The organism is Actinacidiphila polyblastidii, from assembly GCF_036353415.1.
In the GTDB taxonomy this organism is placed as follows: Bacteria; Actinomycetota; Actinomycetes; order Streptomycetales; family Streptomycetaceae; genus Actinacidiphila; species Actinacidiphila polyblastidii.
In genome coordinates, this window is record NZ_JAZEWV010000062.1 from 1 (window position 1) to 12,651 (window position 12,651).

Here is a 12,651-nt window from a genome sequence, read left to right on the forward strand (position 1 = left end):
GGGGGGGGGGGGCCCCCCCCCCCCCCGGGGGGGGCCCCCCCCCCCCCCCCACCGCTGTGCGGAACATAATCCGCTGTATCAGGAATGCCCGGCCCATCCATGGACAGGAGACCTGTGCCGGGAGGTTTCCGGAAAACATGCAGCGTCTCAACCTCCGCCGGAAGCCTTCCGGCACCTGTCAGCAGAGCCGCATTGGCGCCGCCCTCCCACCCGTTCTCCTTTACGGTCGAGACGGCGCCGAAGCGGCCGAAACGCGAGGAGTCGTCATGAGCGGCAGCGACAAGGTCGAGGCCAAGGCCGACCAGGCCAAGGGCAAGGTCAAGGAGACGGCCGGCAGCGCCGTCGGCAACGAGAGCCTCGAAGCTGAGGGTCGCAGCGACCAGGCCAAGGGCGACGTGCGCGAGGCAGGCGAGAAGGCCAAGGACGCCGTCAAGAGCGTCTTCAAGCACAAGGACTGACCGCGCGGGGAAGCGCCTTCGCACGGCGACGTGCAGGGCGGCCTCCCGTCATCGTCGCGCCCAACGCCCAGCCGGGGCGGGCCACTCGAGAAGTGGCCCGCCCCGGCTGGGCTGGTTCGCCGTCATGCCGCGCAGCCGTGCCTGGGGCGAAGAACCTCGCGGGCAGATCGACGACCGGACGTCGCCGCGGGGACCGTTCCGAGATCAGCGGGTAGCGGCACAGGTCGCGGGTGGCGGACTTCGTGGCGCCGGCGGCGGCGGGCAGGGTCGCGGCGGGCAGACTGGTGGGCGCCTTGCCGTGCTCCACCCAGTTCGTGAGCGTTGAGCGTGGTCAGCGGATCGGTCGCCGACCGCGCGGGAGAGGCGGACCGCCGAGCTGTCCGGCTCGCTGCTGTCCATCCCGCACGGCTTGATGCCCTCCCTCGGCGGGCCCAGGTCGCGCTCGTCCAGCGCGACGAGCCGGCGGCCGACGCCGCACAGGACGACCCGGATGTCCGGCGCCGCGGGCGTTCGGACCGGCTGACCTACGATCCCGCGTTCCTGCCCTGTGCGAGTCCGCCGGTCAACGACTGGCAGGCGAGGTACAGCCGGGTCAGCATGTCGTCGGAGAGCATGGCGACGAGCACGGTGGGCGAGAGCCCGACCTGGTCGGCGGCGCGGTCCAGGACCCGGGCGAGCGTGCCGACTCCGTGGTCCTCGCATTCCTGGCAGCGCCGGCAGGCGGCCGCGAGGCGGCTGGTGGAATCGGGTTCGACTGCGTCCTCGTCAACAAACACGGTATGTCCTTCCGCGGCAGCGGGCTCGGCGTCTCTCGGCGAGCAGGGACGCCGAATGGTGTGTGTTGCCATGGGACCAGCGCGGGGCAGGCACCGGCATCAGTCATTTGACCACCACTCCTCCAGGGCGCTACTCCCTTCTCCCGCCGGCTTCCAGGGCGCGAACCGTGCGGCGAACAGCTGATGCCTGCCGTTGAGGAAGGGCATGGGAACGCCGGAGAAGGGGTCGCATGTGTGGTCGGCTCCCGCTCCGCGGCAGCCGACCTGGAGCGCCGACGCCCACATCGCGATGAACCAGATGCCGGTCAGCGCAAAAATCCCTCGTAATTGCGCTGCTGGAGCTGTCCTTCGATCTGCCGCACCGTCTCCAGGCCGACACCGACGACGATCAGGACGCTGGTGCCACCGAAGGGCAGGTTCTGGCTCGCACCGAGCCCCGCGAGCGCGACGGTGGGGACGAGGGCGATGACTCCCAGGTACAGCGCTCCCGGCCAGGTGATCCGGTTGAGCACGTAGGACAGGTACTCCACCGTCGGCCTGCCGGCCCGGACGCCCGGGACGAAGCCGCCGTACTGCTTCATGTTGTCCGCGATCTCCTCGGAGTTGAAGGAGATGGAGACGTAGAAGAACGCGAAGAAGACGATGAGCAGGAAGTACAGCGCGATGTAGAGCGGGTGGTCGCCCTTCGTCAGGTGCAGGGCGACCCAGGTCTTCCAGCTCGACGTGCCGCCGGAGAACTGGGCGACGAGTGAGGGGATGTAGAGCAGAGAGGAGGCGAAGATGACGGGGATCACGCCGGCCTGGTTGACCTTCAGCGGGATGTAGGTCGAGGTGCCGCCGTAGGAGCGACGTCCGATCATGCGCTTGGCGTACTGCACCGGGATGCGGCGCTGGGCCTGTTCGACGAACACGACCAGTGCGACCACGGCGAGGGCGACGAGGATGACGGCGCCGAACTGGATCCATCCGTCGGCCAGGGAGCCCTCCTTCTTGATCGTCCAGAGCGCGGACGGGAGGGTTGCGGCGATCGAGATGAACATCAGGATCGACATGCCGTTGCCGATGCCGCGATCGGTGATCAGCTCGCCGAGCCACATGACGACCGCCGTACCGGCGACCAGGCAGACGACCATCGTGACGGTGGTCAGGGCCGACCGGTCGGGGACGATGCCGGAGGAGACCGTGCAACTGGTGAAGAGGGAGCCGCTGCGGGCGGTGGCCACCAGGCCGGCGCCCTGCAGGACGGCGAGCGCCACGGTCAGGTAGCGGGTGTACTGGGTGATCTTCGCGGTGCCGGCCTGGCCCTCCTTCCGCAGGGCTTCCAGGCGCGGGACGACCACGGTCAACAGCTGCAGGATGATGCTCGCCGTGATGTACGGCAGGATCCCCAACGCGAAGATCGTGATGTTGAGGAGCGCCCCACCGCTGAAGAGGTTGACAAGCCCGAACAGGCCCTGATTCCCCGAGGTTTGCGACACGCACTGCTTGACGGCCCCGTAGTCGACACCGGGGAGCGGGATGTGCGCGCCGGCCCGGTAGAGCACGACCACGCCGAGGGTGAAGAGCAGCTTTTTGCGCAGGTCGGGGGTTCTGAACGCCTGGGCGAAAGCGGTGAGCACGGTACCTCCTGCAGCCCCGCACCGGTGCACCACCGTGAGGGTCGACGATTCCGACAGAGCGGCCGGCACGACGTCGGCGCGTGCCGCCGGATCGCTCCGGGCCACATTCCATGCGACACGTGTTCGGCGGGATTCATGCTACACGTGTACACACATATCGTCGATTTCGGGATGTCGCGGATTCATACGTATCTCGATCCGACGTGTGCCACGAGGGGCTCGCCGAACACGTCCGCCCCAGGACCGCGTGAGCCGGTCCGCCCCCGGGGGCGCGAGTCCGGTGCGCCCGCGTCGAGGACGACCCAGTCGCCCTCCCCGCCGGGCTCGCCGCCATCTCGCCTGCGAGCCGGTTGGGTACAGCGGCGGCCGGCCATGAACCTCCGCTCTCCGGAATCCGTAGTACCAGGGAAGAAGGAACAACCCCCACAGGAGGAGCGAAAAGCTGACCAGGACCGCGTGAGGGAGTTCTTCGAGGTGCGTGATCGCCGCCGCGGCAGGTCTGGGCAGCTGGAAGGTCGCGGTGCAGACTCCCACCCAGCGGATCTATGACGTCCGCCGCTGACCGCGCCACCACGACGGAGAGGGACACGATGGGCATGCCCGCATCGGAGACTCGAGGCGGCCGGGTCGTGCTGAGCCCGGCCTTCAAGGCGGAGGCGCACGAGCGGTACGAGCGGCTGCGGGCGATCGGGCCCATCCACGCAGCGACGTTCTCATCAGGTCTGGAAGGACAACTGGTCGTCGGGTACGACCTGGCGCGTGAGGCGCTGACCCATCCGGCGCTGCTGAAGGACCCGACGCCGGCCGCCGACGCCCTTTCGGCCATCGGCTACGTCGTCAACAAGCCGGGAGTCGGGCTCGGCGGGCACATGCTGGAGGCCGACCCGCCCGCTCACACGAGGCTGCGCCGGCTGGTGTCGGGGGCGTTCACGCCCCGACGCACCGCCGCGCTCGCCCTCCGCATCGAGGCGATCGCCCACGCCCTGGTGGACGCCATGCCGCCGGCCGGCGAGCTGGACCTCGTCGTCGCGTTCACCGGGCCGCTCCCGCTGACGGTGATGGCCGAGCTGCTGGGGATCCCCGAGTGCCTGCGCGAGGACTTCCGCCGGATGTCGGCCCACGCCCTCACGGTGGCCGCGCCCGAGCACCGCGACGCGTTGGCGGGCCTGCACAGGCTGCTGCGCGGACTGCTGGCGGACAAGCGCAGCGATCAGGGCGACGGCCTGCTGTCCGACCTCATCGCCGCCCGCGACGAGGACGACGGCCGACTGTCCGACGACGAACTCGTCGGCACCGCCCTCCTCCTCATCGTCGCAGGCCACGAGACCACAGTGAACCTGCTGGGCACCGCCCTCCTCGCGCTGCTGCGGCACCCCGCGCAGCTGCGGCTGCTGCGCGACGCGCCGGAGTCGGTGCCGGGCGCGGTGGAGGAGTTCCTGCGGTACGACACCTCGGTCGAGCTGGCCACGCACCGCTACGCAGCCGAGGACCTGGAGCTGGGCGGGGTGCCGATCCCCCGCGGGACCCCCGTCGTGGTGGCCCTCGCCTCGGCCGGCCGGGACGCCCCGCTGCCACACGCCCAGGACCCGGCGGCGCTCGACGTCACCCGGCCCGCCGCCCGGCACCTCGCGTTCGGACACGGCATCCACTACTGCCTGGGCGCTCCGCTGGCCCGGCTGGAGGCGGCCGTCGCGCTGCGGGTGCTGCTGGCCCGCGTCCCGCTGGTGGAACTGGCCGTGCCCGAGGAGGATCTCGCCTGGATCCCGTCCGGCATGATGCGCGGCCTGCTCGCGCTGCCGGTGCGCTACCGCAGGGCGTGACGGTCGGCCGGCACGCCCCGGCGCCCGCACGGAGCCGGGATCTCCGTCCTACCGAACCCGGCCCGTCTGCGCACCGCGACACGGAGTTCGGCGCCGTATGTCCGCCGGTCGCCGGCTCCGGGCCGGTCGCGCGGCGCGGCGGCCCGGAGCCGGCGACCGGCTGCACGGTCCCCCCGCGCGCCGGCGCCGGCCACGGCGTTGAGTACGATCTGGCGCGACCGGGCTTGCAGCTCGTCACGGGACCTGGACGGGAGCCGGCACCGCCCGGCCCCCGGCGAATCGTTCGTTCGCCGCAAGCGAGGAGGTAGGCGTGTCGGCCCGAGAAGCCGCGTTCGGGACTCTGCTGCGGGAGCTGCGCCGGGAGAGGTCGCTGACCATCGAGGCGCTGGCGGAGGCGTCGGGTGTCAGCGTGCGGGGCATCAGCGACCTGGAGCGGGGACGGCGGTCCGCTCCCCGGCAGCGTACGGTGGCGGCGCTTGCCGACGGCCTGGGCCTCGACGGCACCGACCGGGCGCAGCTGCACGCCGCGGCCGTCGTGGAAGGGCCCAGCGGTTTCACTCCCGTGGGTGTCAGCTCCTTTCCGCGCGGCACCGAGGACTTCGTCGGCCGGGCGGACGAGCTCTGGCGCCTGGAGACACTCGCCGGCGCGGTCGGGACAGGGGACGGTGCCGGCGCCCCCGGGTCCGACGTCGCCGCGGACGTGTACGCGAGCCCTGTCGTCGTCGCCATCCACGGTGCACCCGGGGCGGGCAAGACCGCCCTGGCGTCGAGAGCCGCCCGTCATCTCGCCGACCGGTTCCCCGACGGCCAGCTCATGGTGGACCTCATGGGCACCGACAACGATCCGCCGGCGCCCGCCGAGCTGATGGTTCGCGTGCTCAAGGCCGTCGGCGTGCCGGACCGCGAGCTGGCCCAGGCGGGCGCCCTGGGCCGCCCTGCGCTGTACCGGCAGGTCCTCGCCGGCCGGTGCTGTCTGCTGGTGCTGGACAACGCCCGCGACGAGGCCCAGGTCCGCCCCCTGCTGCCGAGCGCGGGACGGGCCTTCGTCGTGGTCACCAGCCGCCGCATGCTCACGGGTCTCGACGACGTCCACCGGCTGCAGCTCGGCCGGCTCTCACCCGCCGAGTCCGCCGTCTTCCTGACCTCGCTCGTCGGCGAGGAGCGCGCCTGCGCCGATCCGGAAGCCGTCGAGGACGTCGGCCGGCTCTGCGGGCACCTGCCCCTCGCCCTCCGGGTCGCGGGCAACCTGCTGGCCACCCGGAGCGGGTGGAGCGTACGCCGGCTCGCCGAACGCCTGGCCCACGAGGAGCGGCGGCTCGAGGTGCTCTCGGCCGGGGACGTCCGCGTGGGCAGCGCGTTCGAGCTGTCCTACCGTCAGCTCACCCCGTCGGGCGCCCGCCTGTTCCGCCGCCTGGCCCTGGTCCCCGCCCCGGACATGAGCGCCGCCTGCGCCGCCCAGCTCACCGGCCAGAGCCTGTACGACACCGAGGACGCCCTGGAGGAGCTGGTGGAGGCGGGGCTGCTGGACGGCGCGGGCGAGCGCTACCGGCTGCACGACCTGCTGGCGCTGTACGCCCGGATCCGGCTGACGTCCGAGGAGAGCGCCGAGGAGATCGAGCGGTCCCGCGCGGCGATGTTCCGGTGGCTGCTCGACACGGCCGCTGTCGCCGGACGCTGGTACGAACCCGGGCACGACGCGTCGGCGCCGCCCGTGCCCGGCACGGTGGATCTGTCCACTGTCGACAAGGCCCGCGACTGGCTCCAGACCGAGGCCGCGAACTGGCTCGCAGCCGTGCACGCCGCCGCGGCGAACGGCGATCACGCCGCCGTCGTGGACGTGGTCGCGGCCCTGCAGTGGTTCGCCGACCACTGGATGTACTGGGGGCACTGGGCGGAGGTGTTCGGCGTCTCCGCCCGCTCCGCGCAGGCGCTCGGCGACCCCCTGCTGGAGGCGACGCATCTCAACTTCTACGCCTGGGCGCTCGGGATGTGCGAGGAGAGGTTCCAGGACAGCCTGCGGTGTTCGGCGCAGGCCCTGACCGCCGCCCGGCTGGCCGGCGACACGCTGCAGCAGGCGTGGGCGCACAGCTACGCGGGCTGGGCCCACCGCTTCCTGGGCGACGGGGAGCGGGCGGTCGCCGACATCGCCGCCGCCGCCGAGCTGTTCCAGGCCGCGGGCTACCTGCCGGGAATGCTCACCGCGCTCCAGCAGCGTGCCATGACGCTTCGGGACATCGTCGACGACCAGGAGGCGGCGATCGCGGTCTTCCACGAGGTGCTTGCCAGGGCGGACGAGTTCGAGGAGCAGATCGGCTCGCAGGTCGCTTCCATCTACCGATGCAACTCGCTGGCGGGCCAAGGAGGCTGCTACAGCCGCCTGAAGCGGTGGGACGACGCGGTCCGGGCCGTCGAAGCCTCGGTCGAGCTGAGCCGGTCGGTCGGCAACACGGCCATGGAGGGCCGTTATCTCATCCATCTGGGCGACGCCCTCTCGGGCGCCGGCCGCAGCGCCGAAGCGCGTGCGGTCTTCGAGCAGTGCGCCGCCCTGGGACCCGACGCCGGCACCGAGCACATCGCCGAGGCGCGCTCCCGGCTCGCCGCCTTCGACGTCGGCTGAACCGATCACGGCGCGGCGTCCGTCCCCCCCGAGCCGTGGCCTCGGCGTCGAAGCGGCGGGCAGGCACCATGTCGCGGTACAGCCCGCGCAGCTCGACAACGTGTGCTCCTCCGTCAGTCCGGCCCTCGGGGTTGCCGGGTGGACCAGTCCGGGAGACGACATGCACGTCGTCTTCAGCTGTGAGCCGCATGATCAGGCTCGAAGACGAACCACGTGTGCGTGGTGGGTGTGTCCTGCGACAGGTCCGACTCGGACACACCTTGCTTTTCATGGTACGTGTTTCCACGCGGTGCCCGCACACCGGTGCGCGGGCCGGCCCGGCGGCTCAGGACGCCGGGCACGCCGTAGCGCTTCGTCACGGTTCGATCGCGTGCTCGTCGCGAGGGCGACCACGGGAGGTACCGGGTAGGCGCCTGATCCCAGGCGCCGGGGGCAGGCGGGCTACGGCCCGCCCCTGCGGTGCATCCCGGCGGGCCGCCCCGGTTCAGCCCAGGCCGTGCCGGCGGAGCAGCGAAAACCTGTGCTCGCGGCCGGTGGGCGGTCGGTCCCACGTGTCAACACTCCCCAGGTCGGCGTCATCCCCGCCGCGGCCCCTGGAACTGCCGAAGGTCGAAAAGGAAGACGTGTGCGAGCTGACATCTGGCACCCTGTAGGGCACACCCCGATCCGACAGGAAGTCCGGAGCGGAAAGGCCCACGTCATCTAGACTGCGGTCATCGCATGTGTCACCCGGGCGTGTGGCGGCGCGACTGTGTCGGCTCGCGGCACCGGGACTTCATACTTCGGCCTGGGGGAAGCCCGATGAACGACCGGGAGCCGACCGTTCGCCCGTCCGCGCACCGACTGGTCGGACGCGACGCGGACCTCGCGTGTGTGGCGTCCTTCTTCAGCGACGACGACGCCCGCGGACGCGCCCTCCTGCTCTGCGGCGACGCGGGGGTCGGCAGGACCGCCTTCCTCGACGCGGTCGCGGCGGACGCCGAAGCCGACGGCGTGCGGATCCTGCGCGCCCGCGGCGTGCGCTTCGAGAAGAACATCAGCTACGCCGGGCTCAACCAGCTCCTGGTGGAGGCATTCGACGACTTCGACGTCCTGGAGGCCACCCAACGGGACGCGCTGCGCGCCGCCGTCGGCATCGGCAGCGGCCCGGCCCCCGGCCGGCTGGTCATCTGCACCGCGGTCCTCCTGCTGCTGCGCCGGTTGTCCGCCCGCACACCGCTGCTGCTCGTCGTGGACGACCTGCAGTGGCTGGACGAGGCGACCGACGCCGTGCTCGGCTTTGTGGCCCGGCGGCTCGTCGGCAGCCGGGTCGGGCTCCTCGCCGCCTCCGGCGAGGGACCCGTCGGCTCGTTCAAGTCCGGCGTGCTGCCGGAGCACCTGCTGGAGCCGCTGGACGACGCGTCCTCGGTCCGGCTCGTCGCCCGCAGGCACCCCGACGTGTGCCCGGCGGTGCGGCGCCGGATCGTCGCCGAGGCGCGTGGCAACCCGCTCGCCCTGGTGGAGCTTCCCTCGGCGCTCTCCGCCGAGCAGCGCAGAACGCTCACGGCCGTGCCCGCCGTCCTGCCGCTGACCCGGCGCCTGCAGTCCGTCCACGCCCCCCAGGTGGCCGAACTGCCCGCGTCCGTCAGGGAGCTGATGCTCATCGCCGCCCTGGACCGGACGGGAGAGGTGACCTCCGTGGAGGCGGTGGCGACCAGCCGGGCCTGCCTCGACGACCTCGCTGTCGCCGCGCGGGCGCGGCTCGTGACGATATCCCCCGACGGCCGGCGACTGGAATTCCGCTCTCCGCTGATCAGGTCCGCCGCCGTGGGACTGGCCGGCGCCTCGGAACGCAGAAGGATCCACCGGGCGCTCGCCAACGTGCTGGAGGACCGGTCGGAACTGCGCGCCTGGCACCTGGGCCACGCCGCGGTCGGCCCGGACGAGACGGTGGCCGGCCTGCTCGAGGACGCCGCGCACCGCAGACTGCGGCAAGGGGACGCGCTCGGCGCGGTGGCGGCACTGACGCGCTCCGCCGCGCTCAGCCCCGTGACCGCCGACCGGGGCCGCAGGCTCGCCGAGGCCGCCTACGTCGGCGCGGACGCCGCAGGCGTGCTGGAGGAGGCATCCCGGCTGCTCGCGCAGGCCGACCTGGTCGATCCCGCCTCCGGGCGGCACTCGCTGCACGCCGCCGCGGCGTCCGCGTTCCTGCTGATCAACGACGACGGTGATGTCACCACCGCGTACCGGCTGCTGGTCGGGTCGATCGAGGCCGGCGGGCACGGCTTCCATGCCTCGGACACCGCCCTGGTGGAAGCCCTGTACACGCTGGTGCTGGTGTGCTGGTACGGCGGCGACCCGGCGCTGTGGCGGCCGCTGAACGCGTTCGTGGCACGGCTGACGCCCGAACCGCCCGAACTGCTCTCGGTGCTCGTCCAGACGTTCGCCGACCCGGCGCACACCGAGGCCCCCGCGCTGTCCCGGCTGGCGACGCTCATCGCCGCGGCCGGGGACGACCCCACCGACGTGGTGCGCGCGGGAGCCGCCCTGATCTACCTCGACCGGCTCGGGGACATCCGGTGGGCCACGCGGCGGCTGGTGGAGCAGGGCCGCTCCGGTACGGCCCCGGTCCGCCGGTACCTGGGCGCGCTGACGCACCTGGGTCTTGACCAGTTTCATCTGGGCCGGTGGGAGGACGCCACCAAGGCGGCGGACGAGGGACTCGCCGTGTGCGAGGAGCACCACTACCCCTTCTACGCCTGGTTCTTCCAGTACATCAAGGCAGTCGTGGCCGCGGCGCGCGGCGAGGTGGAGACCACCGCGTACCTGACCGAGGGGATCGTCCGCTGGGCGACCCCCCGGGGCGTCCACGGTGCATGCTTCCACGCGGGCCACGCCCGAGGGCTGTCCGCCCTCGGCAGCGGCGACTTCGAGACCGCCTACCAGCAGGCCGGCACACTCAGCGCCGCCGGCACGCTGGCCCCGTACGTTCCGGTCGCCCTGTGGAGCGCGGTGGACCTGGTCGAGGCGGCCGTGCGGACCGGGCGTGACCGGGAGGCCGCGGACCACGCGGCGGCGATGCGCGCGTCCGCGATGGGCGAGCTGTCCCCGCGCCTGGAGATGCTGGTCCTGGCCTGCGAAGCACTGACCACACCCGGGGAGGAGGCCCTCGACATGTTCGAACGGGCCCTTTCGCTGCCGGGGTTGGAGAGCTGGCCGTTCGACCTGGCCCGGGTGTGCCTCTTCCATGGCGAGCGGCTGCGCCGGTTGCGCGCCACCGCGGAGTCCAGGAGCCAGTTGTCCCGCGCGTTGGAGATCTTCGAGCGCCTGGGCGCTCGGCGGTGGGCGGCGCGGGCCGCGGGGGAGTTGCGGGCGAGCGGCCAGTCCGCGCTGTCCGGGGTTCGGACAGGACGGGTGTGGCTGACCGCGCAGGAGATGCAGATCGCCGCCCTCGCGGCGACCGGGCTGACGAACAAGCAGATCGCGGAGCGGCTGTTCCTGTCCCACCGGACTGTCGGCACGCACCTGTACCAGATCTACCCGAAGCTGGGGATCACCTCGCGGGCCGCGCTGCGGGACGCTCTGGCCGGCCTGGATGCGAGCGAACCGGACTGAACCGGGCGCGCGGGGGTGAGCGGCGGGGCGGTCGTGTGTGGGGCACAGGCGCTCGGGATGGTCGAGAGGTTCCTTCCGTGCGTGTTTGACGCCCTCGGACGGGGCGTCAAACACGCACACATGTCGGAACCGCGCCAGGATCACCCGTGCGCGTAGCGGATCGATCAGCCTCGGGTGGAGCAGAACCTACCCGGAAGACGGAGCACCGGTCCCAGGAGAAGCCCGCGCGCACGCTACCGTCGGCCGGAGGAACCGTCCGCGCAGGTGCTGTCCGGCATCTGACCGGAAGTGCTGGCCGCCGCGTAGAGGTCGCTGATGCTGACGGCGGAGCCGGACCGCAGACGGCCGAAGACCCAGTCGACCGGGTGGCACTCACGCGCGTCGCCCAGCACGACGATGACCGGCGCGGTCGCGGCGTGGGAGGTCGGGGCGTGCTGCCAGGAACCGCCGACATGACGGACCAGGACCTCGCCCACGTAGCATCCGAAGCCGATCAACGACGCCGCCATGGCCTCACCGGTGACACCTTCCGCGCGGAAACCGTCGACGATCTCCTCCACGAGCGCGATGCTCTGGGGGCTGTAGTCCAGTCGCGTGTCGCTGATGTCGGCCGCCGTCGCGACGATGTCGGCGGCATGCCGGGACGCGCTGCCTGGTTCCAGCGGGGGGTTCAGATGCACCTGCATGTCGGTCCTCGGGCTGTTGCCGTCTGTGTCGTCGAGGTTAGCCGCCCGGGACCCGACTCGGCATGCCCATCTCGGTAACCGGATTGTGTTCAGGGGCTCGCGCGTGTCATGGTACGCCCCCGCCGCGGCCGGTAGCGCGTCTGCGGACCGGGCGCGGGGGCCGTGCCGCGGGGCGGGCAGCAGGAGCTGCCGGCCGGCACGCCGCGGCCGGCGTCAGGCTCCGACCACCCGGTGGCTGAGCATGTGCCAGGGCAGGTCGTTCTGCGCGAGCGACCCGGTACGCCACGGCACGTCACCGGCGCACCCGGCGCCCGAGTGGAGCTCACTCGCCGTTCCGGCGCCGAGACCGATCAGGGCCACCGCCGCGGTGGTCGCAGCAGCCGGCGCGGTGCGGAACTTCGTCGATGGGGAGACCATGGAGGACTCTTTCAGGGTGGGAGGCACGTCCGACGAGACTCTGTCGGGAGCTGATCCTTGCACATGTCACTGTGCAGGGGGAGAGGGAAGAACCAGACCCACACGTGTCCCGGTCTCCCGCTCACTGTGCGCGCGGGACGCGCAAGACGTCGGCCAGCTCTCCTCGTGTGGTCACGCCCAACAGCGGAAGGATGCGGTAGAGGTACACCTCGACCGTCCGCGGCCGCAGGTCGAGCAGCGCGCCGATCTCCGTGTTCGTCATCCCGCAGCCCGCGAGTTCGGCGACCCGCAGCTCATCGTCGGTGAGAAGGTCGTGCGCAGCCGCGGTCCTGGGTTTCCCCTGTACCGGCGCATCCACCACAGTTTGTCCGTACATGTTCCGCCCCGCTCCGTGGGTCGCTGCCTCACATCGGAAGTTCTGACAGGGGGGTGAGCGCCCGCCTGTTGCCATCCCACCGCACTGCGGCCGGCAGAACCAGGCAGTTCGCAGGCAGTTTGCCGGGGCCTGCGAGACCGGAACGAACGCCGACATAATGCGCAACGACATCACACGTTTCTGGAGCAAGGCTCTCGGCTGCGGCCCACACCCCAGGCCCTGACCACGGACGTGCGCGCGGAGATCTGCGCCGCGTACCGCGCCGAGCGCACCCTCCATGGTCTTCTT

9 protein-coding genes are annotated in these 12,651 nt (G+C 72.0%); 4 read left to right on the forward strand and 5 right to left on the reverse strand.

From position 1 onward, the window contains the following. Positions 1–266: 266 nt before the first annotated feature. Complete coding sequence (locus tag V2S66_RS34010; protein ID WP_330800917.1) at positions 267–458, forward strand: CsbD family protein; 192 nt, start codon at positions 267–269, stop codon at positions 456–458. A 524-nt stretch (positions 459–982) separates the two neighbouring features. On the opposite strand, the gene V2S66_RS34015 is transcribed toward V2S66_RS34010, so the two are convergent. Further along, positions 983–1,234, reverse strand: a complete 252-nt coding sequence (locus V2S66_RS34015) for a hypothetical protein (RefSeq protein ID WP_330800919.1) — start codon at positions 1,232–1,234, stop codon at positions 983–985. A 305-nt stretch (positions 1,235–1,539) separates the two neighbouring features. Beyond that, entirely contained in the window at positions 1,540–2,853 is a 1,314-nt protein-coding gene (secY, locus tag V2S66_RS34020) for a preprotein translocase subunit SecY (RefSeq protein WP_330800921.1), read from the reverse strand. 596 nt (positions 2,854–3,449) lie between these two features. Here secY and V2S66_RS34025 point away from each other — a divergent pair. From V2S66_RS34025 to V2S66_RS34035, 3 genes are all read left to right on the forward strand, one after another. Next, entirely contained in the window at positions 3,450–4,673 is a 1,224-nt protein-coding gene (locus tag V2S66_RS34025; protein ID WP_330800923.1) for a cytochrome P450 family protein, read from the forward strand. Positions 4,674–4,983: 310 nt separating this feature from the next. Further along, positions 4,984–7,290, forward strand: a complete 2,307-nt coding sequence (locus V2S66_RS34030; RefSeq protein ID WP_330800925.1) for a helix-turn-helix domain-containing protein — start codon at positions 4,984–4,986, stop codon at positions 7,288–7,290. A gap of 801 nt (positions 7,291–8,091) precedes the next feature. Next, positions 8,092–10,884, forward strand: coding sequence for an AAA family ATPase (locus V2S66_RS34035; protein ID WP_330800926.1), 2,793 nt, complete (start codon positions 8,092–8,094; stop codon positions 10,882–10,884). 233 nt (positions 10,885–11,117) lie between these two features. Here the strand turns inward: V2S66_RS34035 and V2S66_RS34040 are convergent, their stop codons facing one another. The 3 genes from V2S66_RS34040 to V2S66_RS34050 form a co-directional block, all read right to left on the reverse strand. After that, positions 11,118–11,570: a hypothetical protein gene (locus V2S66_RS34040; RefSeq protein WP_330800928.1), complete on the reverse strand. Its 453-nt coding sequence runs from the start codon at positions 11,568–11,570 to the stop codon at positions 11,118–11,120. A 213-nt stretch (positions 11,571–11,783) separates the two neighbouring features. Next, positions 11,784–11,987 (reverse strand): hypothetical protein, encoded by a 204-nt coding sequence (locus V2S66_RS34045; RefSeq protein ID WP_330800930.1) that lies wholly within the window; start codon positions 11,985–11,987, stop codon positions 11,784–11,786. Between the two features lie 121 nt (positions 11,988–12,108). Further along, a complete protein-coding gene (locus tag V2S66_RS34050; RefSeq protein ID WP_330800932.1) occupies positions 12,109–12,363 on the reverse strand; it encodes a helix-turn-helix domain-containing protein in 255 nt (84 codons plus the stop codon). Positions 12,364–12,651 lie beyond the last annotated feature (288 nt).

Bases quoted from the DNA above. Each gene is read 5' to 3' on its own strand.
- V2S66_RS34035 (WP_330800926.1), top strand. From the start codon at position 8,092: ATGAACGACCGGGAGCCGACCGTTCGCCCGTCCGCGCACCGACTGGTC.
- V2S66_RS34050 (WP_330800932.1), bottom strand. From the start codon at position 12,363: ATGTACGGACAAACTGTGGTGGATGCGCCGGTACAGGGGAAACCCAGG.
- V2S66_RS34040 (WP_330800928.1), bottom strand. From the start codon at position 11,570: ATGCAGGTGCATCTGAACCCCCCGCTGGAACCAGGCAGCGCGTCCCGG.
- V2S66_RS34010 (WP_330800917.1), top strand. From the start codon at position 267: ATGAGCGGCAGCGACAAGGTCGAGGCCAAGGCCGACCAGGCCAAGGGC.
- V2S66_RS34045 (WP_330800930.1), bottom strand. From the start codon at position 11,987: ATGGTCTCCCCATCGACGAAGTTCCGCACCGCGCCGGCTGCTGCGACC.
- V2S66_RS34025 (WP_330800923.1), top strand. From the start codon at position 3,450: ATGCCCGCATCGGAGACTCGAGGCGGCCGGGTCGTGCTGAGCCCGGCC.